Origin of the sequence: Pseudomonas sp. FEMGT703P (assembly GCF_002786345.1) — a bacterium.
Lineage (GTDB): Bacteria > Pseudomonadota > Gammaproteobacteria > Pseudomonadales > Pseudomonadaceae > Aquipseudomonas > Aquipseudomonas peli.
On record NZ_PGCM01000002.1, the window covers coordinates 19,731 to 46,452 of the forward strand.

The 26,722-nt window shown below is 59.9% G+C and carries 23 protein-coding genes; 4 read left to right on the forward strand and 19 right to left on the reverse strand.

Going from position 1 to position 26,722, the window contains the following annotated elements; translation table 11 throughout:
- Nucleotides 1-125: 125 nt before the first annotated feature.
- From CUR33_RS00685 to accD, 3 genes are read right to left on the reverse strand one after another with little or no spacing between them, the layout of a single operon-like run.
- A complete protein-coding gene (locus tag CUR33_RS00685) occupies nt 126-734 on the reverse strand; it encodes an SPOR domain-containing protein (protein ID WP_289238385.1) in 609 nt (202 codons plus the stop codon).
- Nucleotides 718-2,025 (reverse strand): bifunctional tetrahydrofolate synthase/dihydrofolate synthase, encoded by a 1,308-nt coding sequence (gene folC, locus CUR33_RS00690; RefSeq protein ID WP_289238386.1) that lies wholly within the window; start codon nt 2,023-2,025, stop codon nt 718-720. Before folC ends, CUR33_RS00685 begins: the two co-directional genes overlap by 17 nt.
- Entirely contained in the window at nt 2,022-2,906 is an 885-nt protein-coding gene (gene accD, locus CUR33_RS00695; protein ID WP_289238387.1) for an acetyl-CoA carboxylase, carboxyltransferase subunit beta, read from the reverse strand. The genes folC and accD overlap by 4 nt, the downstream gene beginning before the upstream one ends.
- Nucleotides 2,907-2,977: 71 nt before the next feature.
- Between accD and CUR33_RS00700 the strand changes: the two genes are divergently transcribed.
- The gene (locus tag CUR33_RS00700; protein ID WP_289238388.1) at nt 2,978-3,148 is read left to right on the forward strand and encodes a hypothetical protein; all 171 of its coding nucleotides are present in this window, start codon (nt 2,978-2,980) and stop codon (nt 3,146-3,148) included.
- Here the strand turns inward: CUR33_RS00700 and CUR33_RS00705 are convergent.
- The 8 genes from CUR33_RS00705 to leuC form a co-directional block, all read right to left on the reverse strand.
- Nucleotides 3,123-3,743 carry a phosphoribosylanthranilate isomerase gene (locus CUR33_RS00705; RefSeq protein ID WP_289238389.1) on the reverse strand — a complete coding sequence of 207 codons (621 nt, stop codon included), beginning with the start codon at nt 3,741-3,743 and terminating at the stop codon, nt 3,123-3,125. The two genes, CUR33_RS00700 and CUR33_RS00705, sit on opposite strands and share 26 nt — an antisense overlap.
- A 51-nt stretch (nt 3,744-3,794) precedes the next feature.
- Entirely contained in the window at nt 3,795-4,661 is an 867-nt protein-coding gene (truA, locus tag CUR33_RS00710) for a tRNA pseudouridine(38-40) synthase TruA (RefSeq protein ID WP_289238390.1), read from the reverse strand.
- Between the two features lie 3 nt (nt 4,662-4,664).
- Nucleotides 4,665-7,478, reverse strand: coding sequence for a FimV/HubP family polar landmark protein (locus tag CUR33_RS00715; protein WP_289238391.1), 2,814 nt, complete (start codon nt 7,476-7,478; stop codon nt 4,665-4,667).
- A gap of 154 nt (nt 7,479-7,632) precedes the next feature.
- A complete protein-coding gene (locus CUR33_RS00720; RefSeq protein ID WP_289238392.1) occupies nt 7,633-8,643 on the reverse strand; it encodes an aspartate-semialdehyde dehydrogenase in 1,011 nt (336 codons plus the stop codon).
- Nucleotides 8,644-8,787: 144 nt separating this feature from the next.
- Nucleotides 8,788-9,900 (reverse strand): aspartate-semialdehyde dehydrogenase, encoded by a 1,113-nt coding sequence (gene asd / locus CUR33_RS00725; RefSeq protein WP_069521323.1) that lies wholly within the window; start codon nt 9,898-9,900, stop codon nt 8,788-8,790.
- Nucleotides 9,901-9,954: 54 nt separating this feature from the next.
- Complete coding sequence (leuB, locus tag CUR33_RS00730; RefSeq protein ID WP_289238393.1) at nt 9,955-11,037, reverse strand: 3-isopropylmalate dehydrogenase; 1,083 nt, start codon at nt 11,035-11,037, stop codon at nt 9,955-9,957.
- A 50-nt stretch (nt 11,038-11,087) separates the two neighbouring features.
- A complete protein-coding gene (gene leuD / locus CUR33_RS00735) occupies nt 11,088-11,735 on the reverse strand; it encodes a 3-isopropylmalate dehydratase small subunit (protein WP_160087874.1) in 648 nt (215 codons plus the stop codon).
- Between the two features lie 10 nt (nt 11,736-11,745).
- Entirely contained in the window at nt 11,746-13,173 is a 1,428-nt protein-coding gene (leuC, locus tag CUR33_RS00740; protein WP_289238394.1) for a 3-isopropylmalate dehydratase large subunit, read from the reverse strand.
- 182 nt (nt 13,174-13,355) lie between these two features.
- Between leuC and CUR33_RS00745 the strand changes: the two genes are divergently transcribed.
- Together CUR33_RS00745 and CUR33_RS00750 are read left to right on the forward strand one after the other, a co-directional pair.
- On the forward strand, nt 13,356-14,249 hold the full coding sequence (locus CUR33_RS00745) for a LysR family transcriptional regulator (RefSeq protein ID WP_289238395.1): 894 nt from the start codon (nt 13,356-13,358) through the stop codon (nt 14,247-14,249).
- 103 nt (nt 14,250-14,352) lie between these two features.
- Complete coding sequence (locus tag CUR33_RS00750) at nt 14,353-17,652, forward strand: sensor domain-containing protein (RefSeq protein ID WP_289238396.1); 3,300 nt, start codon at nt 14,353-14,355, stop codon at nt 17,650-17,652.
- Between the two features lie 48 nt (nt 17,653-17,700).
- On the opposite strand, the gene CUR33_RS00755 is transcribed toward CUR33_RS00750, so the two are convergent.
- From CUR33_RS00755 to CUR33_RS00780, 6 genes are all read right to left on the reverse strand, one after another.
- Nucleotides 17,701-18,147: an Hsp20 family protein gene (locus CUR33_RS00755; protein WP_090252221.1), complete on the reverse strand. Its 447-nt coding sequence runs from the start codon at nt 18,145-18,147 to the stop codon at nt 17,701-17,703.
- Nucleotides 18,148-18,291: 144 nt separating this feature from the next.
- Nucleotides 18,292-19,272 carry a tRNA dihydrouridine synthase gene (locus CUR33_RS00760; RefSeq protein ID WP_289238397.1) on the reverse strand — a complete coding sequence of 327 codons (981 nt, stop codon included), beginning with the start codon at nt 19,270-19,272 and terminating at the stop codon, nt 18,292-18,294.
- Between the two features lie 115 nt (nt 19,273-19,387).
- Nucleotides 19,388-19,837 (reverse strand): acyl-CoA thioesterase, encoded by a 450-nt coding sequence (locus CUR33_RS00765; RefSeq protein WP_090252215.1) that lies wholly within the window; start codon nt 19,835-19,837, stop codon nt 19,388-19,390.
- A complete protein-coding gene (locus CUR33_RS00770; RefSeq protein ID WP_090252212.1) occupies nt 19,834-20,484 on the reverse strand; it encodes a bifunctional 4-hydroxy-2-oxoglutarate aldolase/2-dehydro-3-deoxy-phosphogluconate aldolase in 651 nt (216 codons plus the stop codon). Before CUR33_RS00770 ends, CUR33_RS00765 begins: the two co-directional genes overlap by 4 nt.
- 35 nt (nt 20,485-20,519) lie before the next feature.
- Entirely contained in the window at nt 20,520-22,328 is a 1,809-nt protein-coding gene (gene edd, locus CUR33_RS00775; protein WP_289238402.1) for a phosphogluconate dehydratase, read from the reverse strand.
- A gap of 102 nt (nt 22,329-22,430) precedes the next feature.
- Nucleotides 22,431-23,111 (reverse strand): 6-phosphogluconolactonase, encoded by a 681-nt coding sequence (locus tag CUR33_RS00780; protein ID WP_289238398.1) that lies wholly within the window; start codon nt 23,109-23,111, stop codon nt 22,431-22,433.
- 84 nt (nt 23,112-23,195) lie between these two features.
- Here CUR33_RS00780 and CUR33_RS00785 point away from each other — a divergent pair, with 84 nt between their 5' ends.
- Nucleotides 23,196-25,067, forward strand: coding sequence for a sensor domain-containing diguanylate cyclase (locus CUR33_RS00785; protein ID WP_289238399.1), 1,872 nt, complete (start codon nt 23,196-23,198; stop codon nt 25,065-25,067).
- On the opposite strand, the gene CUR33_RS00790 is transcribed toward CUR33_RS00785, so the two are convergent.
- Both CUR33_RS00790 and CUR33_RS00795 read right to left on the reverse strand, forming a co-directional pair.
- Nucleotides 25,037-25,876 (reverse strand): alpha/beta fold hydrolase, encoded by an 840-nt coding sequence (locus CUR33_RS00790; protein WP_289238400.1) that lies wholly within the window; start codon nt 25,874-25,876, stop codon nt 25,037-25,039. The two genes, CUR33_RS00785 and CUR33_RS00790, sit on opposite strands and share 31 nt — an antisense overlap.
- 10 nt (nt 25,877-25,886) lie before the next feature.
- Nucleotides 25,887-26,426, reverse strand: a complete 540-nt coding sequence (locus CUR33_RS00795; RefSeq protein WP_289238401.1) for a TetR/AcrR family transcriptional regulator — start codon at nt 26,424-26,426, stop codon at nt 25,887-25,889.
- Nucleotides 26,427-26,722 lie beyond the last annotated feature (296 nt).

The window sequence follows — 26,722 nt, forward strand, 5'->3', positions numbered from 1 at the left end:
GCGCTGCATTTTAGCAGAGCACCTGTGTGGGGCGTAAGCAAAGGATTCGCCAACCGCTGAAATGCCCGCCCCGCCTAGTGGCGGGCCAAACAGTTCGGCTTGACGAAGAACGCCAAGCAGCTTACTCAGCCGGCTTCGGGCTGAAAACGCACCACAAAACCATTGAGCTTGTGCTGACGATTGAGCTGATCACGCAGGCGATCCGCCTCGGCACGCTCGATCAGCGGCCCGACAAATACCCGGTTCATGCCATCGACGCTGCGGATATAGGCGTTGTAGCCCTGGCTGCGCAGAGTTTTCTGCAGTTTCTGCGCGCCATCGCTGCTGGACAGACTCGCCAGCTGCACCGACCAACTGATCGGCAGGCTATTGGCATCCAGCTTACTCGGCGCAGGCTGAGGTGGTTCTGCCACAGGCTCAGGCGCGGCCGCTGGCGTCCCTGGAGTGATGGGTTCGGCCGGCAGCTCACTCACAACAGGCTCGCTTGGCTCCAGGCTTTGCGCGGCCTCGCTACCAATCGGCTCATCAGGCAAAAGCTGCGGTTCAGGCACGGCCACAGGCTGTAATTCAACTTCGGGAGCCTGGGGAGCCGCCGGCATTTCAGGCGCGTCTACCTGCACGCGCTGCGACTCATCCTCACGCGACAACAGCATTGGCAGGAAAATAACTGCCAGCGCCAGCAATACCAACGCACCGACCATGCGCTGCTTCAATCCCTTATCCAGCAAAGCCATCCTGCACGCCCCCATTGGCTTGGCGGGCCAGCCAATCCAGGGCCTCGGCCACGCAGTAGAAAGATCCATACAGCAGCACTTCATCCCCATCCGAAGCCTGCTCACACTGAGCTTCAAGCGCTGCCTGCACACTGGTGTAAGCAGCCACTTGCGCACCGCTGTTATGCAGATGCGCCTGCAGCTCGCTGGCTGCACGCGTGCGACTGGTCGGCAAAGCCGCCACCGCCCAACTGTCCACTTCGCTTAACAACGGCGTCACCACACCGGACAGATCCTTGTCAGCCAGCAAACCAAACACGGCCAGGCGTTTACCTGATAGCGAACGGCTGGCCAAACGCTGAGCGAGATACTCGGCAGCATGGGGATTATGCCCAACATCGAGCAGTAGTGTGAGTGACTTACCCTGCCAATTGAGGCTTCTGCGATCTAGACGCCCGGTCACCCGGGTCTGCTGCAACGCCTGACTGATTACCTCAGGCTGCCAGGGTAGCTGCATCACTGCATACGCCTGCAGAGCCAGGGCAGCGTTTTCCATGGGCAGGTCGAGCAGCGGCAAGTGGGCCAGCTTAAGCACTTCGCCTTGATGATTAAGGCCGTACCAGGACCAATCCTGCGCACTCAGGCTCAGGTCATAGTCACGGCCACGTAGAAAGAATGGAGCATCGAGCAGTGCTACTTGATCAAGCAAAGGCTGCGGCGGCTCAAGATCGCCACACAGAGCAGGTTTTCCAGCACGGAAAATACCAGCCTTCTCGAAAGCCACCGACTCACGGGTATCACCCAGCCAGTCGGCGTGGTCGATGCCGATGCTGGTAACCAGAGCGATATCGGCGTCCAGTAGATTCACTGCGTCCAGGCGCCCGCCCAGTCCAACTTCCAGCACCAGCGCATCCAGGCCAGCTTGCTGGAATAACCAGAAGGCGGCCAGGGTGCCCATTTCGAAATAGGTCAGTGAGGTGTCACCACGCGCGGCCTCGACCACGGCGAACGCCTCACAGAGCATGGCGTCAGTGGCTTCGACGCTAGCGATCTGTACTCGCTCGTTGTAACGCAACAGGTGCGGTGAGCTGTATACACCGACTTTGAGGCCCTGCGCTTGCAGCAGCGAGGCAATAAACGCACAGGTCGAACCCTTGCCATTGGTTCCAGTGACGGTAACCACATGCGGCGCCAGCTTGGACAAGCCAAGACGCTGCAAAACGATCCGCGAGCGCTCCAGCCCCATATCAATGGCACTGGGGTGCAGCTGCTCCAGATAGCTCAGCCAATCGGCAAGGGAGCGCTCGGTCATGCAGTCGCCGGCAAGGCTACAGGCGACGGTAGGCCCATCAGCTGAGCCAGCAGACGCGCGAGACGCGGACGCAGTTCAGCGCGGTGAATGATCATGTCGATGGCGCCGTGCTCCAACAGGAATTCGCTGCGTTGGAAGCCTTCCGGCAGCTTCTCACGCACAGTCTGCTCGATCACCCGCGGGCCAGCAAAGCCAATCAGAGCGCGGGGCTCGGCAACAATCACATCACCGAGCATGGCCAGGCTGGCCGACACGCCGCCGTACACGGGGTCAGTCAGCACGGAAACAAATGGAATACCCTCTTCACGTAAGCGCGCCAGCACGGCCGAAGTCTTGGCCATCTGCATCAGCGAGATCAGCGCTTCTTGCATGCGTGCACCACCGGATGCGGAGAAGCACACTAGCGGGCAACGCTGCTCCAAAGCGGCATTGGCGGCGCGGACAAAGCGCTCACCCACAATGGCGCCCATCGAACCACCCATAAAGGAGAACTCGAACGCGCAAGTCACAATCGGCATACCTTCCAGGGTGCCGCGAATCGACACCAGGGCATCTTTCTCGCCGGTCTGCTTTTGCGCGCCAGCAAGGCGATCCTTGTACTTCTTGCTGTCGCGAAACTTGAGGCGATCAACCGGTTCAAGATCGGCGCCCAGCTCTTCACGTCCTTCCGCATCTAAGAAGATATCCAGGCGCGTGCGGGCATCGATACGCATGTGGTGATTGCACTTGGGGCAAACATCCAGGGTCTTTTCCAGCTCAGGCTTGTACAGCACCGAATCGCAGGACGGGCACTTATGCCACAGGCCTTCGGGCACCGAACTCTTTTTGACCTCGGAACGCATGATCGATGGGATCAGTTTGTCTACCAACCAGTTGCTCATGCTCTTGACTCTCCAAAGCTGTTAACCGGACGGGCTGCACTAAATGCGACCAAGCCTAACCGGGAAAATTCATGGGTACGGTCGATTCAGGGGCCGGTGAGAGCTATCCGCATTACCCACCCGCCACCTCAAACGACCGCCTGCAGCGTTTATCCAACCTGCAACAGGGTTATGGACGGCCAAGCCCGCAGCGCCGTCACATCAACCAGGCACACCTCAAGCAGCCTTCACCGCCTGCATAAAAGCGCGAATCTTCTCGGCGTCCTTGATGCCTTTAGCCATTTCTACGCCGCCACTGACATCGACGGCATAGGGACGCACCTGAGCAATGGCCTGCGCAACGTTCTCAGCCGTCAGGCCGCCCGCCAGGATTACCGGCTTACTCAAGCCTTCAGGCACCAGCGACCAGTCGAACGCCTCACCTGTGCCACCCGGAATGCCTGGCACATAGGTGTCCAGCAGTACACCGCTGGCAGTCCTGTACAGCGCCACCTGGGCGGCAATGTCATCGCCCGGCTTGACCCGCAGTGCCTTGATATAGGGGCGATGGTAGCCATCACAGTCTTCAGGGTTCTCGTCGCCATGGAACTGCAGCAAATCCAGCGGCACTGCATCGAGAATCTCACCTAGCTCACAGCGACTGGCATCGACAAACAGGCCCACAGTGGTCACAAAAGGTGGCAAAGCAGCAATGATCGAGCGCGCTTGCTGCAGCGTGACCGCGCGCGGGCTCTTGGCATAGAACACCAGGCCAATTGCATCAGCGCCCGCCTCGACAGCCGACAATGCGTCCTCTATGCGGGTAATGCCACAAATCTTGCTGCGAACGGCTGACAACAGGATGACCTCGATAAATTCAGTGGAAGCCGGATGCTAGCAAATAGCCTTTCAGGCGTCAGCCGCCACATCAGGCAAGCCGGAAAGAAAGTGCGGCCCCAAGTAGCGTTTGGGCAAGTCGAACTCCTCGGGATAATCAACCTGCACCAAATACAAACCATAAGGGTGCGCAGTCACTCCACCGGTACGCCGCACGCGGGTTTCCAGCACTTCCTGCGCCCACTCAACCGGCCGCTCGCCCGCACCAATAGTCATTAGCACCCCAGCGATATTGCGCACCATATGATGCAGAAAGGCATTGGCGCAGATATCCAGCACGATAAACCGTCCGTGCTGCAATAGCTCAAGGTGATGCACCGTTTTGATCGGCGACTTGGCCTGGCACTGCCGCGCACGGAACGCACTGAAATCATGGGTACCGATGAAACACTGCGCGGCTTGGCGCATGCGCTCGACATCCAGCGGCCGATGATTCCACGTGACCTCTTCGGCCATATGCGCCGGGCGAATCTGGTCGTTATAGATCACATAACGGTAACGCCGCGCCTGAGCGCAAAAACGCGCATCAAAGTGCGCCGGCATCGATTTCGCCCACGTCACGCTGATATCACCAGGCAAATTCATATTCGCGCCCATGACCCAAGCATGCATGGAGCGCTCGACCGGCGTACTGAAATGCACCACCTGGGCACTGGCGTGCACCAGTGCATCGGTACGCCCGGCACAGCTCAGGGTTACGGGAACGCCGCCAGCGACTTTCGCCAAGGCTTTTTCCAGCGATTCCTGAATTGAAGGCACGCCTGCACGCTGACGCTGAAAGCCGCGATAGCGCGAACCTTTGTACTCGACACCCAGGGCTATCTTGAAAACGCCAACGGCAGCCGAGTCGGCTGCCGTTGTAGTAAGACCATCAGACATGTATCAAACCAATTTAGCGATCAGCTCACGCGCTTCACTTTGCTGACCTTCGTTACCTTCGGTGATGACTTCATCGAGGATATCGCGAGCACCTTCGGTATCACCCATATCGATGTAGGCACGCGCCAGATCGAGCTTGGTTGCCGTCTCGTCGGTACCCGAAAGGAAGTCGAAGTCATCGTCATTATCCATGCCAGACGAAGCAGTACTTGCCGACATACCCAGATCCGCTGGCTGATCCAGGTCATCAGACAACAGGTCCAGCTCAGCGCTAACTTCATCCAACTGAGCGGCGAAACTGTCGCTTGATGGCTGCGCAGGCGCCTCATCATTCAGCGACAGGTCGAAATCAGCCGACAAGTCGAAATCACCACCCGCTTGCTCACTCGGCAGATCAAAACCTGGCTCAGCTACTACCGGCGCTGCACTTAGCTCATCATCCAGACTCAGCAGGAAATCATCTTCGGCAGCTGCAGCAGGCTTGGCCGGAGTATCCAGATCCAGACTGAAATCAGCCAAATCGCCGCTCAGGTCAAGACTGCTATCACTGCTTTCAGGTAGGCTCAGATCAAAACCCAGGTCATCATCCTTGCTGTCGGCTTGCTCAACCGGCGAGCTGAAGTCCAGATCGTCATCAAGTGACAAGCTATCCAGATCATCCAATGAGGCCGAGTTACCGGCAGCCTGCAGATCACGATCCAGCTCAGACTCGAGATCATCCAGGCTCAGATCGAATGCATCGTCTTGATCGCCAGCAGCGGCTTTCGGGCTAGGCTCGTCCAGAGCAAGATCATCCAGACTGAAGCTGTCTAAATTCTCTTCTGCAACTGCGGCGGCGGCAAAGCCAGCACCGGCTGCAACTGCCATGGCCGGATAGCGCGCTTTGATCTGATCAAGCTCTGCAGCACTGCCACCAATCTCACGCAGCTCGCTGTCCTGACGGGCGAAACCATTACGGTCACCCATCTCGGCATAGACTTCCATCAATTTCAAACGCAGATCACTGCGCTGAGGTTCATCATTGATGGCGCTTTGTAGTAGTTCAGCAGCCTGAGGGAAGCGACCGTAGGCAATGTAGATATCAGCCTCGCCCAACGCATCGCCAGTTTGCGCAGTCACGCGTTCTTCGCTCGGCAGATCGGTTTGCTGACCATCCAGCTCATCAGCCATGCCAGCAAAGCTGTCATCCTGAAGGTCCAGACCAGCATCCAGATCGGACGGGGCGTCATCAGCTGCCAAGCTTTCCTGCAGCTCGGCTTCTTTCAGTGCATTGCGGCGCGACAGCATCATCAGCGCCACCAGCAATATCAGCAGTGCACCACCACCTGCAGCGCCCAGCAAAATCGGGTTAGCCAACAAATCATCAAGGGTGCTGCTTTCAGCTTGCGGCTCAGCCACTACCGGTGCTTCAGCAACAGGTGTGACCGGAGCTGGCTCAGGAGCAGCAATCGGCGCGGGCTCTACCGCAACAGGCGCTACGGTCTCGGGCTGAGCTGCAGGCTCTTCGCTGTAGTTAAAATCCGTTTCAGGTGTAGCAGCCGGGACTACGGGAGTAGCAGCAGCTGGATCCTGTGGCGCGGCCTCTGGCGCAGGCTCAACCGGAGTAGCCGGGGCCTCAGCTACCGGTGCTACTGGGGCGGCAGGTGCAACAGCTGGGGCTTGGCCTTGCGCAGCAAGATCAGCCTGCAGCTTGGCCATTTGGTCGTCTTTCAACTGAATCAGACGCTGCAGCTTGTCGAGCTGGCTCTGCAGGTCTGTCATGCGGCCTTTCAGCTCATCATTTTCACGACGACTGGAGTCCAGGCTTTCCTGGGTCACGGCCAATTTGTCAGTCAGCGCTTTGCTGTCGGCTGCGCCCTTGTCGCTGCCAGTAGTGGCTTTACCACTGTCAGCAGCAACCAGTTTCAGGCTATCGCCAGTTTCAACCTTGGCTGGAGTCGCGGCGGCGCTGGTGCGTTTGGTGGCATCCAGCTGACGCGCGCTGGCAGCAACGCTGCGGCCTTCACGCCAGGCTGCATTCTGCTCGGCAACCTGAGCGAGAGCTTCGCCCTGGGCACGGCTCTTGACTTGTTGCTCATCGGGTAGACGCAACACCTGACCACTTTTAAGGCGGTTGATGTTGCCGCCGATAAAGGCATCCGGATTCAAGTCCTGAATCGCCAACATGGCCTGATGTACGCTGCCACCAGCACGCGCTCGCTGGGCAATTTCCCAGAGGGTGTCGTTGGCGGTGGTTTTGTATTCATTGCCTTCCAGCGGTTTGGCCGCTGGCGCAACAGGTGCTGCTGGAGCTGTTGGCGCTACAGGCTTAACGGCAGCTGAGGCCGGGCGCGGAGCAGGAGCTTGCACACGTGGCGCAGGCGCTGGTGCAGCTACAGGCATTTGCGCTGCAGCAGGAATAACGCTCTGCGGGGTATACAGCGGCGGATCCAGCAACACGGTGTATTCACGCAACAAACGGCCATTCGGCCAGAGCACTTCAACCAGGAAGTTCAGGTAAGGCTCACGCATGGGTTTGCTGGAGGTCACCCGAATGACGCTTTTGCCATTGGGCTTGAGCACCGGGGTGAATTTCAGGTCAGTCAGGAAGAACTGACGATCAACGCCGGCTTTAGTGAATGCTTCCGGGGATGCTAGGGTCGGTATAACTTCGTTGGAAGCCAGGTCACGCACTTCCAGCAACTCAATCTCAGCCACTAACGGCTGATTGAGCGCCGATTGCAGGGTCACCTCACCCAGCCCCAGCGCGTGCGCCATACCGGATGACAGCGCCGAAGCAGCTGCGATTGCCAGCACCAGTTTGCGAACCCGAACCATAGCGTTATCCCTTGTTTTATCTTTTTTTCTCGACCAGCGAGAGGATGTTGATAATTGCTGCCTACTACGCCCGAAGACGCAACCCCATCCAGCAATCAACTCAGCCAGTATTGCCAAGCTCGAAAGATTCTTCAAATTTCTTGGTAAGTATCTTTTACAGATAGTGTTTTATCAACAACTCGGCCAATTGCACAGCATTTAGCGCCGCGCCTTTTCTCACGTTATCAGACGCAATCCACAAATTGAGTTCAGCAGGATCAGCCAAACCGGCGCGCACTCGGCCAACATAGACCACATCCTGGCCGACGGCGTCGCCGACCGCGGTCGGATAATCATCCATTTGCACCAATTCCAGAGCCGGCGCGGCGTCCAGAGCAGCGTATACCTGCGTAAGGTCGATGGCCGACTCGGTCTGCACTGAAACGTTCAGGCTGTCGCCAAAGAACACCGGAACCTGGATACAGGTCACCGCAACCTGCAAATCGGGCAATGCCAGCAACTCCTTGAGCTCGCCGGCAATCTGCCGCTCTAGCGCTGCGTGCCCTGCGCTATCGGTCTGTTCGACCTGCGCCAGCAGATTGAAGGCCATTTGCCGATCAAACAGCTGCGGCTCGAATGCTCGGCCATTGAGCAGCTCGGCGGTTTGCCGCGCCAACTCGGACACCCCTTCCCGCCCGCGACTGGAAACCGCCAGGCAGGCCGTCACAGTCACCCGCTGAATACGCACTTGCTCAGGCAACGCCGCCAGCACCGCGGCCAGTGCAACACCCGGGGCGCTTGGGCTGGTCAACAGATAAGGCGCCGTCAAGCTCGCTAAGACGGCAGGATTGACCTCGGGAATCACTCGTGGCGCCTGGGCGGCGGGCAAACCACTGGCCAGATCAATCACTGCGCAGCCAGCCGCAGCGGCTTGCGCGGCATACTTCTGCGTCACCTTGCTGCCAGCAGCGAAGAACACCAGCCGCACGCTGGCAAAATCGAAGGTTTCCAGATCGCGTACGCGTAGGTTCTTGCCCTTGTAAGACAAGGAACGTCCGGCTGATTCACCGCTGGCTACCAGATGCAGATTGGCCACCGGGAACTCGCGCTCTTCCAGCAGCTGCACCAGGGTTTCACCAACGCTGCCGGTGGCGCCGATTACGGCAATATCAAAAGTACGGGTCATGGCAACGCTCGAATAAATAAGCCCAGCACTGTATAGCCGCCCCAACAAAATGCAAAGGAGCGGGCTGCCGGGCGCTCGATTTGACTCGAATGCCCAACAGCCCGCCCCTTTTAGTCAACCTGTTTGCGTATCAGCGCAGCGCGATTAACGCTCCAGCAGGATACGCAGCATGCGTCGCAGCGGCTCCGCCGCGCCCCACAGCAGCTGATCACCGACAGTGAATGCGCCCAGGTATTGCGAGCCCATGTTGAGCTTGCGCAGACGACCAACCGGCACGCTCAGAGTACCCGTCACAGCAGTCGGACCCAGCTCGCGAATGCTGGCTTCACGCTGATTCGGCACCAGCTTGACCCAGGGGTTGTGCTGGCTGATCAGGCCTTCGATGTCCGACAGCGGCACGTCCTTGTTCAGCTTGATGGTCAGCGCCTGGCTGTGGCAACGCATGGCACCGATACGCACGCACAGACCGTCGACAGGAATCGGGTTCTTGAAGCGACCGAGGATCTTGTTGGTTTCTGCCTGGCCCTTCCACTCTTCACGGCTCTGGCCGTTCGGCAGTTCCTTGTCGATGTAAGGGATCAGGCTGCCGGCCAGCGGCACGCCGAAGTTATCGACCGGGAAGGATTCGCCGCGCATGGCTTCGGCCACTTTGCGATCGATATCCAGAATGGCGCTGGCCGGGTCGGCCAGCTCATCGGCTACCGAGGCGTTAATCGCGCCCATCTGTTTGATCAGCTCACGCATGTTCTGCGCACCAGCACCGCTGGCCGCCTGATAAGTCATGGCGCTCATCCACTCGACCAGGCCAGCCTCATACAGGCCGCCCAGCGCCATCAGCATCAGGCTGACGGTGCAGTTGCCGCCGATGTAGTTCTTGGTACCGGCATCCAGCTGCTGATCAATCACCTTGCGGTTAACCGGGTCGAGCACGATGACCGAGCTGTCATCCATGCGCAACGACGAGGCAGCATCAATCCAGTAACCCTGCCAGCCGGCTTCGCGCAGCTTGGGGAAAACTTCGCTGGTGTAGTCGCCACCTTGGCAGGTGAGAATCACGTCCAGGCTTTTCAGCTCGTCAATGCTGTAGGCGTCCTTCAAGGGCGCCGTTTCCTTGCCAATCGCCGGGCCTTGGCCGCCGACATTGGAGGTGGTGAAGAACACCGGCTCGATCAAGTCGAAATCCTGCTCTTCCAGCATGCGTTGCATCAGCACGGAACCGACCATGCCGCGCCAACCGATCAGACCTACACGTTTCATAACCACTACACCTATATAAGCTGACCACCGGAGACCTCCGGCGGGCCAGGAAGATTACAGACTACGCAGCGCTTCGACTACCGCATCACCCATTGCCGCGGTGCCGACCTTGGTTGTACCCGCACTGAAGATATCGCCGGTACGCAGGCCCTGATCCAGCACATTGCTTACGGCCAGCTCGATGGCATCCGCAGCAGCCGTTTGATTGAAGCTGTAACGCAGCATCATCGACACCGACAGAATGGTCGCCAACGGGTTGGCAATGCCCTGGCCGGCGATATCCGGCGCGCTGCCGTGGCACGGTTCGTACATGCCCTTGTTGTTGGCGTCCAGGGAAGCCGACGGCAGCATACCGATGGAGCCAGTGAGCATGGAGGCTTCATCCGAAAGAATGTCGCCGAACATGTTGTCGGTGACCATCACGTCAAACTGCTTCGGCGCGCGCACCAGCTGCATGGCGGCGTTGTCCACGTACATATGGCTGAGTTCGACGTCCGGGTAGTCCTTGGCCACTTCAATGACCACAGCGCGCCACAGTTGGCTGGAAGCCAGCACGTTGGCCTTGTCCACCGAGCAGAGCTTCTTGCCACGCACACGTGCCATGTCGAAGCCGACACGGGCGATACGGCGGATTTCACTCTCGCTGTACGGCAGGGTGTCGTAGGCCATGCGCTCGCCGTTTTCCAGCACTTTGCTTTCGCGCGGCTGACCGAAATAGATGCCTCCGGTCAGCTCACGCACGATCAGAATGTCCAGACCCGCGACGATTTCACGCTTGAGGCTGGAAGCATCGGCCAGTTGCGGGTAGAGAATCGCAGGGCGCAGGTTGCCGAACAGACCCAGCTGCGAGCGAATCTTCAGCAGGCCGCGCTCCGGGCGGATCGCCGGGTCAATGGCGTCCCACTTCGGGCCGCCCACAGCGCCGAGCAGAATGGCGTCAGCGGCCTTCGCGCGAGCCAGGGTTTCGTCGGCCAGCGGCACGCCGTAACGGTCGATGGCTGCACCACCGAGGTCATCGAAGCTCAGTTCGAAACCCAGGTTGTACTTGTCGTTGGCCAGGTTCAGCACCTTGACCGCTTCGGCCATGATTTCCGGGCCGATACCGTCGCCGGGGAGAATCAGAATCTGCTTGGACATGCTTTTCTCAACTCATTAATCGGCGAGTGACGGATGCACTCGCCCGCTGATTACTTGATGGCGCCGAACAGCCAAGGGCTGCGCTGCTGATAGGTGGTTTCAAAGGTCTTGATCGCGTCACTGTCCTGCAGGGTCAGGCCGATATCGTCCAGGCCATTGAGCAGGCAATGCTTACGGAAGGCATCGACCTCGAAGCTATACTGCACGCCATCCGGACGGGTCACGGTTTGCGCGGCCAGGTCGACGGTCAGCTGGTAGCCAACCGTGGCTTCGGCCTGCTGGAAAAGCGCATCGACCTCGTCCTCCTTGAGGATGATCGGCAGCAGGCCGTTCTTGAAGCTGTTGTTAAAGAAGATATCGGCAAAGCTCGGCGCGATGATGGTGCGGAAGCCATATTCTTCCAACGCCCAAGGCGCGTGCTCGCGGCTCGACCCACAACCAAAGTTCTCCCGCGCCAGCAGCACGCTGGCACCTTGGTAACGCGCGAAGTTCAGTACGAACTCCTGATTCACCGGGCGCTTGGAGTTGTCCTGATTCGGCTGGCCGACATCGTGGTAGCGCCATTCATCGAACAGGTTCGGGCCGAAGCCAGTACGCTTGATCGACTTCAAGAACTGCTTGGGGATGATCTGGTCGGTGTCGACGTTGGCGCGATCGAGCGGTGCAACCAGGCCGGTGTGTTGGGTAAAGGCTTTCATCGTCAGCTCCTTAGGCCTGGATCAATTCGCGCACATCGATAAAGCGGCCAGTCACCGCCGCTGCCGCCGCCATCGCCGGGCTGACCAGGTGAGTACGCCCACCGGCACCCTGACGGCCTTCGAAGTTACGGTTGGAGGTGGATGCGCAATGCTCGCCACTACCGAGTTTGTCCGGGTTCATCGCCAGGCACATGGAGCAGCCCGGCTCGCGCCATTCAAAACCGGCCTCGATAAAGATGTGGTGCAACCCTTCTTGTTCCGCCTGGGCTTTAACCAGACCGGAGCCCGGCACCACCATCGCCTGCTTGATGGTGCTGGCGACCTTACGACCCTTGGCCACTTCAGCAGCGGCGCGCAGGTCTTCGATGCGCGAGTTGGTGCAGGAGCCGATAAATACGCGATCCAGCTGGATATCGGTGATCGCTTGATTGGCCTGCAAGCCCATGTATTTCAGGGCGCGGATGATCGAATCCTTCTTCACCGGGTCGCTTTCGGCAGCGGGGTCCGGCACGTTCTGGTCAACCGCCAGCACCATTTCCGGCGAAGTGCCCCAGCTGACTTGCGGTTTGATGTCTTCAGCGCGCAGCTCAACCACGGTGTCGAAATGCGCATCGGCGTCGGACACCAGGTCCTGCCACTGCGCCACAGCGGCGGCCCAATCGGCGCCTTTCGGGGCAAACGGACGACCTTCGACATAGGCAATGGTTTTTTCATCCACCGCCACCAGGCCCACGCGGGCACCGGCTTCGATGGACATGTTGCAGATGGTCATGCGCCCTTCCAGCGACAAGTCGCGGATTGCGCTGCCAGCAAACTCCAACGCATGGCCGTTACCGCCGGCGGTGCCGATTTTGCCGATCACGGCCAGCACGATGTCTTTGGCGGTCACGCCGAACAGCAGCTTGCCTTCGACCAGCACCTGCATGTTCTTCATCTTCTTGGCCACCAGGCACTGGGTGGCGAGCACATGCTCGACCTCAGAGGTGCCAATGCCATGGGCCAGCGCACCGAAGGCGCCATGGGTGGAGGTGTGCGAATCGCCGCAGACCACGGTCATGCCCGGCAAGGTCGCGCCCTGCTCTGGGCCAACTACGTGAACGATGCCCTGGCGAATGTCGTTCATCTTGAATTCGAGGATGCCAAAGTCATCGCAGTTCTCATCCAAGGTTTGTACCTGAATGCGCGACACTTCATCAGCAATGGCTTCCAGGCCGCCCTGACGCTCGGCCTTGGTGGTCGGCACGTTGTGGTCCGGGGTGGCGATGTTGGCGTCGATGCGCCACGGTTTGCGGCTGGCCAGACGCAAGCCCTCAAAGGCCTGGGGCGAGGTCACTTCGTGGAGGATATGCCGGTCGATGTAGATCAGCGACGAACCATCGTCGCGGCGCTTCACTTCGTGCATTTCCCAGAGTTTGTCGTACAGCGTTTTGCCGGCCATCCGCTATCCCTCATCAACCTGTTTCTATGCCTGGGCAAATAGCCCTTTGGCTTATGGGGTAATCCTATGGGCTTGAGTTAAATTACTCAAATTCATATTTTTCATCCAAAGGATTCCTCAATGGAATACAAGTAAACTTGAGCAGCGCAAATTGCGCTTCGCCCACTGCCAGGAAAAGCCGCATGGATCTCGCCACCCTCAATGCCTTTATTGCCATCGCCGAGCTGGGCAGCTTCTCCGAAGCGGCGGAACGCCTGCACCTTACCCAGCCGGCGGTGAGCAAACGCATCGCCAGCCTGGAGCAGCAGCTCAATGTGCGCCTGTTCGACCGCCTTGGCCGCGAGGTCAGCCTGACCGAGGCAGGCCGTGCCTTGCTGCCACGGGCCTATCAGATTCTCAATGTGCTCGATGATACGCGCCGTGCGCTGACCAATCTGAATGGCGAGATCAGCGGCCGCCTGACCCTGGCCACCAGTCACCACATTGGCCTGCACCGCCTGCCACCGCTGCTGCGCGCCTTTACCCGCGCACACCCGCAGGTGGCACTGGATATCCAGTTCCTCGATTCAGAGGTGGCCTATGAAGAAGTGCTGCATGGCCGCGCCGAGCTGGCGGTGATCACCCTGGCTCCGGAAACCCGCGAGCCGGTGCATGCCGTGGCCGTATGGGACGACCCGCTGGATTTCGTCGCTGCCCCCGAGCATCCACTGGCACGCAGCCAGGCGATCAGCCTGGCCGATGTGGCACACCACCCGGCGGTATTTCCCGGCGGCAACACCTTTACCCACCATATCGTGCGGCGCCTGTTCGAGGCCCAGGGGCTGACGCCGAATATCGCCATGAGCACCAACTACCTGGAAACCATCAAGATGATGGTTTCCATCGGCCTGGCCTGGAGCGTGCTGCCGCGCACTATGCTCGATGATCAGGTCGCGCGCCTGCCATTACCGGGCATCCAGCTGACCCGTCAGCTGGGCTATATCAGCCACACCGAACGCACCCTTTCCAACGCCGCGCGGGCCTTTATGAACCTGCTGGATGCTCAGCGTGATGGCCTTGCAATGGCCAGCGACTAGGGGCTAACGTGGGCTTATAACGATAAGAAAGGTTTCTGCATGACTCAGCCTCGTAGCTCAGCCAGCGACCAGGAAACCCACGCATACAAAGGAAGAGTTGGTCGTGGCTAAATCCAGTGATCGCCGTCCGCCACTGCCGTTTATCCCGGCACTGGATCCTGCCGAATTCGAAAACGCCTGGAACGATGCCCCGCGCCTGTTGCGCGCCCTTAACGGCGCCAAACTGGGCACTTGGTACTGGGACATCGAAAGCGGCCGCGTCAGCTGGTCACGGGGCGCCCAGGCGCTTTTCGGCCTCGACCCCAAGCAACCGCTGGAAAAACGCATCGACTATATCGAGCTGATTCCCGAGGAAGACCGCCCAGATATTCTGCGCCTGTTTGAACAACTGCTAGCCGGCAACCCCAGCAATCGTGCCTTCCGCCACCGTATTCGCTGGCCGGACGGCAGCTTGCACTGGCTGGAGATTAGCGGCAGCCTGCAACTGGACGCCGATGGCAAGCAGCGTGTCATTGGTGTCATCCGCGACATCAGCAACCAGCAAGCCCGCGAACAGGCACTGCGCAGCAGCGAGGAAAAGTTCGCCCAGGCCTTCAATTACAGCCCGGACGCGGTGGTTATCACTGAGAAATCCAGCGGCCGCTTTATCGAAATCAACGCAGGTTTCGAACGTCAATTCGGCTGGACCAGTGAACAAACTCTGGGCCGCACCTCGCTGGAAATGGGCATCTGGGCCTGCCTCAAAGATCGCCAACGGATGATGGACGCGGTCAAAAGCAACACCCTCAACGGCCTGGAAGTACCGCTCTACCACCGCGACGGCAGTATTCGCCGGAATCTGCTGTTTGGCGGCGAAATTATCCTGGATGGCATTCCATGCCTGGTTCTGTCGCTGCGTGACATTACCCAGCAACGCCAGCAGGAGCGTGATCTTCACGACAGCCAGGAGCGCCTGAATCTGGCCCTGGATTCGGCCGACCTCGGCACTTGGGACTGGCACATCCCAAGCAACATGCTGTTTGGCTCTGCGCGCGCCTCCAAACTACACGGTTTGGAAGATGAGCCCTTCCATGACGACTTCCGCAAGTTCTTCAGCTGCGTCCCACTGGAAGACCGTCACGCCATGCGCAAGCACTTCAATAACTTGGCGCAGGGACTCACCGAGGATTACCAGGTCACCTACCGCGCGGTATACGGCAACAAGGAGGTGCATTACCTGGAAAGCACCGCCAAGCTCTACCGCGACGCCGACGGCAAGCCTGAACGCATGGCCGGCATCCTCATCGATATCAGTGAGCGTGTGCGCCGCGAACAACGCCTGGCAGCTTCTGAGGCCAAATTCGCCAACCTGTTCCAAGCCAGCCCCGACCCCGTCGCCCTGACCACCCTGCCTGACGGCGTGGCCATGGAAATCAACTCAAGCTTCAGCCAGGCCTTCGGCTGGCAGCCCGAGGAGATTATCGGCCGGCGCATGACCGAGCTGAACTTCTGGGCCAACCTCGACGTGCGAACCGCGCTCTACGACAAGCTCGAACGCGATAAGAGCCTGCATAACGAAGTGGCGGATTACCTGGATAAACAAGGGCGCGTGATCACCTGCGTGGTGTCCACCAGACCCCTGCTGCTGAATAACCAACCCTGCATCCTCACCACCTTCCGAGACATCAGTGAACGGCAAAAAGCCCAAGCAGCGCTGCAAGCCAGCCAGGAGAAGTTCGCCCTGGCATTCCAATCAAGCCCGGACGCCATCACCATTACCGAACGCGACACTGCCCGCTACATTGAGGTAAATGAAGGCTTCTGCAGGCTAAACGGCTACAGCGCTGAAGAGGTCATTGGGCGTACGGCCCTAGAAATTAACGTGTGGGCCGATCCATCAGAACGCATCCAGATGCTAGATACGCTTAAACGCGACGGGCATGTGCGCCGCATGGAAATGCATGGAAGACACCGCGACGGCAGCATCAAAATGGTTGAGGTATCGGTAAATCCCATCCAGCTCAACAACATCCCCTGCCTGCTGCTCACCGCCCGCGATATCAGCGAGCTCAAGGAAGCCCAGGCTCAGGTGCAGCACCTGGCTTACCACGACTCGCTGACCAACCTGCCCAACCGTGCACTGCTGCTTGATCGCCTGACCCAGCAAATCGCTCTACTCAAACGTCACGAACTGCGCGGCGCCCTGCTATTTATTGACCTGGACCACTTCAAACACATCAACGACTCACTCGGCCATCCCGTCGGCGATGCGGTGCTCAAGCTGGTGACGGCGCGCTTGGAATCCAGCGTACGTCAGGAAGACACGGTGGCACGCCTGGGTGGCGACGAGTTTGTCGTGCTGATTTCCGGCCTGGAAGGCAAGCGTTCAAAGGTCGTGCAACAGGTCCGCGCCCTGGCGGAAAAACTGCGCCACTTACTCGCCGAACCCATGCTGCTCGACGGCCACCAACTGCAAGTAACGCCCAGCATTGGCATCGCCCTGGTGCCTGACCACGGCGATACACCATCCGATGTGCTCAAACGTGCGGATATCGCCCTGTACAGGGCCAAAGACTCGGGCCGCAACTGCATCCAACTGTTTCGCAACACCATGCAGAAGGCTGCCAGCGAACGCCTACGCCTGGAAAACGACCTGCGCCTGGCGCTCGCCCGGGGTGAATTCGAGTTGTACTTTCAGCCTCAGGTGGATGCGCGGAACAACCAGATTATCGGGGCCGAAGCCCTCTTGCGCTGGATGCATCCGACCCTTGGGCCGCAGTCGCCGGCGCTGTTTATCCATGTGCTTGAAGAAAGCGGGCTGATTCTTGAAGTCGGCGCATGGGTACTTGCCGAAGCCTGCCACGCCTGCGCCCGCCTGATTGAGCAAGGCATGGTCAACGCCGCGCAGTTCAGCCTATGCGTCAACATCAGCCCTCGACAGTTCCGTCAGCATGACTTTGTTGACCGAGTAGAAAGCAGCCTGACCAACAGCCACCTGCCGCCGCAGATGCTCAAACTGGAAATCACCGAAGGCATCGTGATCCAGAACATCGACGACACCATCGCCAAGATGAATCGCCTCAAACGCCTCGGTGTAACCTTCGCCATGGACGATTTTGGCACCGGCTACAGCTCGCTGACCTACCTCAAGCGCCTGCCGGTGGATGTGCTGAAGATTGATCAGTCGTTCGTACGCGACGCCACCCTCGATGCCAACGATGCCGAGATTATCCGCGCAATCGTCGCCATGGCTCGCAGCCTGGGCTTGGGCATGATTGCCGAAGGGGTTGAACAGGTGGATCAGTTGGAGTTTCTCCAGCAACAGGGCTGTCACCACTATCAGGGCTACCTGTTCAGCCGGCCGGTGCCACTGCAGCAGTTCCGCCAGTTGCTGCACGACAACCGCATACCGGCGCCCCTGTAAAACAACAAGGGCACCCGCAGGTGCCCTTGTTGTTAACCGCAACGCTGCTTAGCTCTGCAGCACAGTGCGACCAGCACCGATTGGAATGCGCTTGGCTTTTGCCTCTTCCGGCACGATACGCACCAGGTCGATATTCAGCAGGCCGTTGACCAGGCTGGCAGCCTTGACCTCGATATGGTCGGCCAAGCGGAACGACAGTTTGAAGGCGCGCTGAGCGATGCCCTGGTACAGGTAGGTGACGTTCTCGGCGCTGGTATCGCGCTTGCCACCGCTAACGGTCAACACGCCGCGCTCGACCTGCAGCTCCAAATCGTCCTCTTGGAAGCCCGCGGCCGCAACCACGATGCGGTATTGATCGTCGGCATACTTCTCGACGTTATAGGGTGGATAGCTGCTACCTGCCTCGTTGCGCATGGCCGACTCGAACAGATCATTAAACCGGTCGAAGCCAACGGACTGACGGAACAGCGGTGTCATGGAAAATGCAGTGCTCATAAAAATCTCCTGAGGTTCAGCGAGTGAATAAGCGCAGGACCCGACTTCGGCATCCCACATCACTGAACATGTGGTGACTCAGAAAAATTTCAAGTGCTGCATGTTATGCACAGCGCCAGAACGGCAGTAAGGGCTGGCAGATCGTCAGGCACTGGCCTGCTCGACAGGCTCTACCTCGGCAAACTGGATACCGAGCAAGCCATCAATGCGCAGACAGTCGTTTTCGCGGCGCAGCAGGTTGAACAGCTCGGTGGCTTCGGGGTAGCTGCGCGTCAGCATGGCAAGCCATTGCTTGAGACGACCCGGTGCGTAGCGTGGTGACATTTTGCGCCGCGCCTGCAGCCAGAAATCCGCAAGCAGCGGCTGCAACTCAGCCCAACTCATGGCAACCACGTCCTGCCCTGCCCTAGCAGCGGCAATTTGCCGGGCCAGGTCAGGACGCGCCACCAGGCCACGACCGAGCATGATGTCCTCAACCCCACTGACCTCACGGCAACGCCGCCAGTCATCCAGGGTCCAGATCTCGCCATTGGCAAATACCGGCACTTTCACCGCGTCCTGCACCCGGGCCACCCACTCCCAGTGTGCCGGCGGCTTGTAGCCTTCAACCTTGGTCCGCGCGTGTACCACGATCTGTGCCGCGCCGCCCTCGGCCAGCGCCTCGGCACACTCCAAGGCATAGTCCTTGTGATCAAAACCCAGGCGCATTTTCGCCGTGACCGGAATCGCGGCTGGCACCGCACGACGCACTTCACGGACGATGGCATGCAGCAACTCGGGCTCTTTGAGCAATACCGCGCCGCCACGGGACTTATTCACCGTCTTGGCCGGGCAGCCGAAGTTGAGGTCGATCACGGGCGCGCCGAGGGTGCAGGCAAACGCCGCGTTGTCCGCCAGGCAGGCTGGATCGGAGCCGAGGAACTGCACGCGCAGCGGCGTGCCGGCGGCCGTTTGCGCGCTGCTGAACAATTCAGGCGCGAGCTTCTCATAGGTGCTGACGGGCAATACCCGCTCGGTTACCCGGATAAATTCCGTCACGCACCAATCGATGCCGCCCACCTGAGTGAGCACATCGCGAAGGATTTCGTCGACCAACCCCTCCATCGGGGCCAGGGCGATTTGCATAGGCAATCTCTTGAAAATGCGGTGCTGCGCTTCGGCTAAAAGTCGCAGGTAGAAAAACGCCGCGTAGTGTACGCGGCGTGATGGTGAAACGCTCAGGCATTAGCCCAACGGCGCGTCACAGTTCCATGGGAAATGGGGGTTGCAAAGCCGCGCCATAACCCTCAACAAACTCTGGCGGCATACGCTTGGGCTTACCACTGGACAGTTCGATGCAGACAAAGGTGGTTTTCGCGCGCAACAGGGTCATGCCATCTTCCGGGCGAATCAGCTGGAAGCGTCGATCCATCTTCAGGCGCTGGTCGGACTCGACGATCCAGGTAGCCATCTGCAGCTGCTGGTCTTCGTAGGCGCTGGCCAGATAGTCGATCTCATGGCGCAGTACGGCCATAGCGCGGTCGAGGCGGCGATACTCAGCCAGGTCCAGCCCCAGAAACTGCGAATGGCGCCAGGCGCAGCGCTCCAACCAGCTGACGTAGACCGCATTATTGGCATGACCAAGGCCGTCGATATCCTCGGCCGTGACCTGAATATCAATGACAAAGGGATTGCTCAGCTCCCAGCTCATGCCGACTGCTCCAGGCTACCGGCCAAGGCGCGCGCCTCGGCAGCCAGCTGGGTGATCTGATCCCAGGCACGTGCGCGTACCAGGTTACTTGGCGCGATCCAGGTGCCGCCGACACAGGCCACGTTGGGCAAGCGCAGGAAGCCCAGCAGGTTATCCGGGGTTACCCCGCCGGTTGGGCAGAAGCGAATACCGGTAAACGGGCCTTTGAAACTCTTGAGCATCTTGATGCTGGTGGCGCCATCAGCCGGAAATAGCTTGAGCGAGCGGTAGCCGTATTCCAGCGCCAGCAGCACCTCGGACGGCGTCATCACACCCGGCAGATATGGCAGGCCTGAATCCTCTGCCGCCGCCGCCAGACGTTCAGTGCAGCCAGGGCTGACGGCAAACTGCGCACCGGCATCGCGGGCTTCGAGAAACTGCTCGGCGTGGATCACTGTTCCGGCGCCAATCAACAGGTCCGGCAGTTCCTTGCGCATCGCCGCCAGGGCATCCAATGCCCGCGGCGTGCGCAAGGTCACTTCCAGCACGCGGATGCCACCGGCGTGCAGCGCACGGGCCAGGTCCACCGCCAGGCTGATGTCTTCAATCACCAGCACCGGTAACACCGGGCGGGCCTGCTGCAGCACCACATCCATCGTCAGGCTCATGCCTTGCTCCCCGCTCTCAAATTCAATTGTCGCGTTCAGTCTTCAAACAGGCTGCTGGCGCCCTGCTCAGCCGACCCGACCAGACGGCGCTGCGCGGCGAACATTTCCAGACCATAGCCCAATTCCAGCTCGGTACTGGCAGATGCCAATGGCCGCGCGGCCAATTGCTGCTCACTCAGCTCCACCTGCAGCAGACCATTTTGTACATCCAGTACCAACCAATCGCCGTCCTGCAGCCGCGCCAAGGGACCACCAGCCGCCGCCTCAGGGGTGACGTGCAAGGCAGTGGATACCTGCCCCGAAGCCCCAGACATGCGCCCATCGGTCACCAGGGCCACCCGCTGGCCGGCTTGCTGCAAATTGGCCAACAACGGCATCAGTTTGTGCAGCTCAGGCATGCCATTGGCTTGTGGGCCTTGGAAGCGCACCACCAGCACCAGGTCACCATGTAGATCGCCGGCGCTGTAGGCCGCCTGCACAGCTGCTTCCGAATCAAAGATGCGCGCTTGGGCGCGGATGTGCCAGAACGCCGGATCCACCGCTGAGGTTTTCAGGATGGCGCGCCCCAGGTTGCCTGCCAGCAGCACCAGCCCGCCCTCCTCAGCAAAAGGCTCAGCCACATGCCGGACAATATCCGGCGCCGGGCTCTGTGCCGGCAGGTCGCGCCAGGCCAGGCGCTCAGCCTCCAGCCAGGGCTCGCGGGTATAGGCACGCAAACCATGTCCGGCAGCGGTGGCAACATCGTCATGCAGCAGACCGGCGCCGAGTAGTTCACGCAGCAACCAAGCCGGCCCACCGGCGGCCTGAAACTGATTCACGTCTGCTGCGCCATTCGGATAAACCCGCGCCAGCAGCGGCACCACCTTGGACAACGCGGCGAAATCATCCCAGTTCAGTTCATAGCCCGCCGCTCGAGCAATGGCCGGCAGGTGCAAGGTGTGATTGGTCGAGCCGCCGCTGGCAAGCAAAGCCACCACCGCATTGATCAGCGACCGCGCATCAATCTGCTGACCGACCGGCAGATAGCGCTCGCCCTGGCGGCTGTTGTGCGCCACCAAGCGCGCTGCCTCATCGGTCATGGCATCGCGCAGCGGTGTGTAGGGGTGAATAAAGGCGCTGCCCGGTACGTGCAGGCCCATCGCTTCCATCAGTAACTGATTGGTATTGGCCGTGCCGTAGAAGGTGCAGGTGCCGGCCTGGTGGTAAGCAGCTAACTCGGCAGCCAGCAGCTCATCACGACTGGCTTCGCCACGGGCATAACGCTGGCGGACGGCGGCTTTTTCCTTGTTCGGCAGCCCCGATTGCATGGGCCCGGCCGGCACGAATACGGCCGGCAGATGACCGAAATGCAGCGCGCCAATCAGCAGGCCGGGGACGATCTTGTCGCACACCCCCAAATACAGCGCGCCATCGAAAATACCGTGGGTCAAGCCGATGCCGGCAGCCTGGGCAATCAGGTCGCGGGAAAACAGCGACAGTTGCATGCCGCCCTCGCCCTGGGTGATGCCATCGCACATGGCCGGCACCCCGGCGGCGAACTGCGAGGTCGCGCCAGCCTTGGCCAGCGCCACTTTCAGACGCTCGGGATAGTCCCTGAGCGGCGCATGGGCCGAGAGTAGATCGTTGTAGCTGGAAATGATCGCGACATGCGGCGAGCCGCCCTGTTTCATGATCAGCCGCGCATCATCAGGTTGCGCCGCCAGGGCATGAGCCAGGTTGGAGCAACCCAGGGCCTGATGTGCGGTGCGCGCGGCAGCCTGGGTCAAGCGCTGTAAATAGCGCTCGCGGCGTTTGGCCGAGCGTTTTTCCAGTGCGGCGGTCACCTGCTCAACAACCGGATGCAACATGACTATTCCCTTTCTCGGTGAGGCACAGGCTTGCAGTGTAACGGCTTAGCCACTGCTCTAACGCAGCAGCACCTATATGCAGCAGACCTCAACATGCTCTCAGGGTGCCCAGTAGATATTTACCGGCAACGGACTGCACTGCAGCCAAGCATACAGCGGTAACTCGCGAGCCGAAGGTTGATCCGCCAGCACGGCATCAATCAGCTCGCGCTTGCGCTCGCCGAACGCCAGCAAGCCGAGCCACTGGCCACGCTGCAGCATCGCCAGATTCAGCGACAACCGCTCACGCGGTGCTTGCGGCGCCAGAGCTAGCAAGGCTGCGGGTTGAGCTTGCGGATCAAGCGCGGCAGCCAGGCCGGGCATACCGGGAAACAGCGAGGCGATATGCGCGTCTTCACCCATGCCCAGCAACACTGCACTAAACGGCGGCCACTGCGCCAACTGCTCGCCCCAGCTCAATGCCGATTGTTCAAGCGTTGCGCCCTGGCGTGGGTCAAGGCAATTAGCCTGCGGCAGCCCCTGATGCAACAACTGCCAATTACTTTCGGCCGCCTGCGCTGGCACCCAACGCTCATCGCTGGGAGTGAGGTCAATCCGTTGGCTGTCCAACTGCTGCGCCAAGAGGGGCAATAAGGCCTGCGGGCTACTGCCGCCGGGCAGGATCAGACCGGCGCGAGGCTGTTGCCCCAGTTTGGCCCGAATCTGCGTTGACAGATCAGCAGCCAGCGCATGCACACAAGCGTCGCGCTGAGCATGGCAATGCAACAAATTTTGGCTCATAAGCGACCCCGGAGAAGCTATCGGTATGTCATAAGGCCGCGTAATAATGCACCTTTGTCGTGTCGCCAACATCCTTGCCATGGAATGCCTCTTTTGATTGTGTTGCTGCGCGTACTCCTACTGCTGTTGCTGCCGACACTGGCGCAGGCCTCCAGCCTGCCGCTTCTAGCCAGCGATACCCCGCTATTGCCAGGCCCGGCCATGCATGTCTGGGCTGACCCCGAAGGCCTGGCGGACATTCACAGCGTTCGCCAGCTGCCTGAATCGGCCTGGCAACCGGTAGCCCGTCGCGATGCCAGTTTCGGCTACAGCACACACGCCTACTGGTTGCGTTTCAGCCTGCACAACCCGGCTGATAACGCCATCAACTGGGTGCTATTGATCGGTAATCCGCTGCTCGACACCCTGGACGCATACGGCCTGGACGACGGCCGGGTGTACCAGGCGGGCGATCAGCGGCCGTTCCACCACCGCTGGGTCAATCACCGCCAACTGGTGTTGCCATTCAGCCTGGCTGCCGGGGAGGAACGTGAGCTGATCCTGCGCATGCAGACCGACGGCTCGGCCAACCTCAGCGCAAGCCTGATGAGCAGCCAGGCCTTCAACCAGTATGAACAACGCATGCTGCTGCTCCAGGGCCTGTTCTTTGGTGCGCTGCTGGTGATGATGATTTACAACCTGTCGATTTTTATCATCACCCGCGACCGTAACTACCTCTGGTACAGCCTGTTTGTCGCCAGCTTCAGTTTTTACCAGTTCATCCAGTTAGGCTTCGCCTTGCAATGGTTCTGGCCCGAGTCACTGACTTGGCAGCAGATGAGTTTCCCGTTCAGTTCGGCGCTGGCGACACTGTTCGGCGTACTGTTCACCCATGGCGTGCTCGACCTCAAAAATCACCATCGGGCTTACAGCTGGATTTGCCACGGCCTAATTGGCTGCAGCCTGCTGGTGATGGCACTGGCCGTGGCAGCGCCCTACCTCGTCGCGTTAATCGGCAGTTTCGTGCTGCTTCTGGTCTGTGCAATTTTCGGCTGCATCTTCACCGTGCTGCGCTGGCGCGACGGCTACCCGCCGGCCAAGCTGTTTGCCCTGGGCTGGTCAGCACTGATTATCGCCAGCCTGTTCAGCGTGCTGAGCGGCACCGGCCTGATCGCCAACTCGCTGCTAACCCTACACGCTCAGCAAATCGGCAGTCTGTTTGAGCTGGTGATCTTTTCAATTGCCCTTGGTTCACGCATTCGGCTTGCGCAAAACGCCCAGCAAGAAGCTCAAGCTCAGCTATTTGCCAATGAGCACCAGCTGCGCCTGGAGCAGGCCAAGAGCCTGGACCTGCAACAACAAATTAACGAAGGCTTGGAAGCCCGCGTGCAGGAGCGCACCGCCTCCCTGCAACAGGCCCTGCAGGAACTATCGATTGCCAACCGTCAGCTGGCCGAACTGAGTCGTCGCGACAGCCTGACCGGGCTCCTCAATCGTCAGGTGCTCAACGAAGAACTGGAGCGTCTGCTGGCACAGGCCAAACGCAGCCAGCAGCCGATTTCAATGCTGATGATGGACCTGGATCACTTCAAGAAGGTCAACGACCTGCACGGCCATCTGGTCGGCGATGCCTGCTTGCAGCACGCCGCCCTGCGCATGCAGCAGCGCATGCGCAGTAATGACCTACTGGTACGTTTTGGCGGTGAGGAGTTTGCCGCCGTGCTCTGCGACACCCACCAATCTGGCGCCATGGACCTGGCCGAGCAGCTTCGCGCAGACCTGGCCAGTCATCCCTGCATGCACCAGGGTTTGAGTATCGACCTGAGCCTAAGCATCGGCGTGTACACACTCACGCCAGGCCCCAACAGCGAACGCGAGCAGCTGTTACGGCACGCTGACCAAGCGCTCTATCAAGCCAAGGCCGCCGGGCGTAACCGGGTTATTGGCTACGAGGCGAGCGCCCTGGACGATGCCTGATTCAACGACGCCAACAGCGTCAGCACGGCCTGCACCACCTGCGGATCAGCCAATACACGCTGATGCCCACCACGCTCAAGGCGCAGCAGACGACTGTCGAACCAGCTCTGGTGAATGGCCTCTGCCTCGCTGAACGGCACCATCGGATCGTCTACCGCATGCACGACCAGTCCGGGAAAATCCAGTTGATAGTGCGCGCTATCAAGTTGCCCTGCAGGAATCCCTGCCTGCTCTTCGACCAACTGGACAAAGTGCGCGCGGGCCTGGCGCGGCAGCCCCATGTAGTGCGAGAAGCGCCGCAGCATAGTCAGAATTCGGCTGGGTGCGGCAATGCTGACGAGCGCCTCAGTGCGCAAGCCCAACTGAGTGGCCAGCAAGGCGCTAGCGCCGCCCATGGAGTGACCAATCACTGCTTTGAGTGGTGGTAACTCACTGGCAGCCTCCAGCAAGGCACGGGCAAACAGCACCACATTGGCCTCGCGACCAGGCGAACGGCCATGAGCCGGAGCATCCAGCGCCACCACGCCGTAGCCAGCATTAACCAAGGCCTTGATTAGCTCGGCAAACTGCGTCGGCCGGCCTTCCCAGCCATGCATCAACAACACGGCCGGCCCACTGCCCCAGCGCAGCGCGGACAGACCGAAACGCAGGGTGATGCGCTCGGCCTGCGCCAGCAGCGGCAATTCCCAATCCCGCGGCGGCAAGGTGTGTGGCGTCATAAATTCCCGGCGCAACTTGCTTGCCAGGGCATGCGGCGCCAGTAGACCAATCGATGCGTTGAAACCACGAACCCAGCTCATGCTATTCATTGCCATATCCTCAAACGATTGCCGATTTAGCGGCACGCAAGACTCGATCAGACAACTCACCAGGGCCCAGCGCGCGTGCCAGCGCCAACCCTCCGACCATCAAGGCGATATCGGCCAGCGCCTGCTCAGCCTCTTCAGGACGGCCCGCGAGCTGCGCTGTCATCAACTCGACATGCTCGGCCAGCACGACGCGAAAGCCTTCCGGCATACGCGCCAGCTCGCCTATCGAACTGGGCAACGGACACCCTTGCTCGCTGGCATCACGGTGCTTACGCGAGAGATAAAAGGCAGCCAGCAACACCCGACGCTCATGGCCAGGCAGCACGGGATCAAACTGCGTGACTCGCTCGCGGCGTTGACAGAGCATCTGCTGGAATACTTCCAATATCAGCGCGTCCTTGCTCGTGAAGTGCGCATAGAAGCCACCGACTGTCAGGCCTGCAGCGCCCATCAACTCCGCCACACCAGGCTCAGTCGGACCGCGCTGCAACAACGCCGCACGAGCAGCTGCGAGGATGCGCTCGCGGGTTTGCGCCTTCTTATCGCTCATGCCTGCCTCCTTAACATTACAACCATAATATTAAGGTCGAAATATAATTAAGCAAGCCTCTTGGGCAGCCGCTGATCGGCTGGAGAATACTGTTCAGGAGGTAGAAAAAATTGCTTGGAGCAATGTTTAACGTCGCGTAGCAACGGTCCGCAGGGTGGCCGACAGGGATGTCAGGCAACAAAAAACAAAAGGGCCATTCACTAATGAATGACCCTTCAAAATCCCGCAGAGCGGGCAAAAATGGCGTCCCCTAGGGGACTCGAACCCCTGTTACCGCCGTGAAAGGGCGGTGTCCT

What these genes read in the sequence shown, in the direction of transcription:
- CUR33_RS00685 (WP_289238385.1), bottom strand. Translation starts at nt 734, where the DNA reads ATGGCTTTGCTGGATAAGGGATTGAAGCAGCGCATGGTCGGTGCGTTG.
- folC (WP_289238386.1), bottom strand. Translation starts at nt 2,025, where the DNA reads ATGACCGAGCGCTCCCTTGCCGATTGGCTGAGCTATCTGGAGCAGCTG.
- accD (WP_289238387.1), bottom strand. Translation starts at nt 2,906, where the DNA reads ATGAGCAACTGGTTGGTAGACAAACTGATCCCATCGATCATGCGTTCC.
- CUR33_RS00700 (WP_289238388.1), top strand. Translation starts at nt 2,978, where the DNA reads ATGGGTACGGTCGATTCAGGGGCCGGTGAGAGCTATCCGCATTACCCA.
- truA (WP_289238390.1), bottom strand. Translation starts at nt 4,661, where the DNA reads ATGTCTGATGGTCTTACTACAACGGCAGCCGACTCGGCTGCCGTTGGC.
- CUR33_RS00715 (WP_289238391.1), bottom strand. Translation starts at nt 7,478, where the DNA reads ATGGTTCGGGTTCGCAAACTGGTGCTGGCAATCGCAGCTGCTTCGGCG.
- CUR33_RS00720 (WP_289238392.1), bottom strand. Translation starts at nt 8,643, where the DNA reads ATGACCCGTACTTTTGATATTGCCGTAATCGGCGCCACCGGCAGCGTT.
- asd (WP_069521323.1), bottom strand. Translation starts at nt 9,900, where the DNA reads ATGAAACGTGTAGGTCTGATCGGTTGGCGCGGCATGGTCGGTTCCGTG.
- leuB (WP_289238393.1), bottom strand. Translation starts at nt 11,037, where the DNA reads ATGTCCAAGCAGATTCTGATTCTCCCCGGCGACGGTATCGGCCCGGAA.
- leuD (WP_160087874.1), bottom strand. Translation starts at nt 11,735, where the DNA reads ATGAAAGCCTTTACCCAACACACCGGCCTGGTTGCACCGCTCGATCGC.
- leuC (WP_289238394.1), bottom strand. Translation starts at nt 13,173, where the DNA reads ATGGCCGGCAAAACGCTGTACGACAAACTCTGGGAAATGCACGAAGTG.
- CUR33_RS00745 (WP_289238395.1), top strand. Translation starts at nt 13,356, where the DNA reads ATGGATCTCGCCACCCTCAATGCCTTTATTGCCATCGCCGAGCTGGGC.
- CUR33_RS00755 (WP_090252221.1), bottom strand. Translation starts at nt 18,147, where the DNA reads ATGAGCACTGCATTTTCCATGACACCGCTGTTCCGTCAGTCCGTTGGC.
- CUR33_RS00760 (WP_289238397.1), bottom strand. Translation starts at nt 19,272, where the DNA reads ATGCAAATCGCCCTGGCCCCGATGGAGGGGTTGGTCGACGAAATCCTT.
- CUR33_RS00765 (WP_090252215.1), bottom strand. Translation starts at nt 19,837, where the DNA reads ATGAGCTGGGAGCTGAGCAATCCCTTTGTCATTGATATTCAGGTCACG.
- CUR33_RS00770 (WP_090252212.1), bottom strand. Translation starts at nt 20,484, where the DNA reads ATGAGCCTGACGATGGATGTGGTGCTGCAGCAGGCCCGCCCGGTGTTA.
- CUR33_RS00780 (WP_289238398.1), bottom strand. Translation starts at nt 23,111, where the DNA reads ATGAGCCAAAATTTGTTGCATTGCCATGCTCAGCGCGACGCTTGTGTG.
- CUR33_RS00785 (WP_289238399.1), top strand. Translation starts at nt 23,196, where the DNA reads ATGCCTCTTTTGATTGTGTTGCTGCGCGTACTCCTACTGCTGTTGCTG.
- CUR33_RS00790 (WP_289238400.1), bottom strand. Translation starts at nt 25,876, where the DNA reads ATGAATAGCATGAGCTGGGTTCGTGGTTTCAACGCATCGATTGGTCTA.
- CUR33_RS00795 (WP_289238401.1), bottom strand. Translation starts at nt 26,426, where the DNA reads ATGAGCGATAAGAAGGCGCAAACCCGCGAGCGCATCCTCGCAGCTGCT.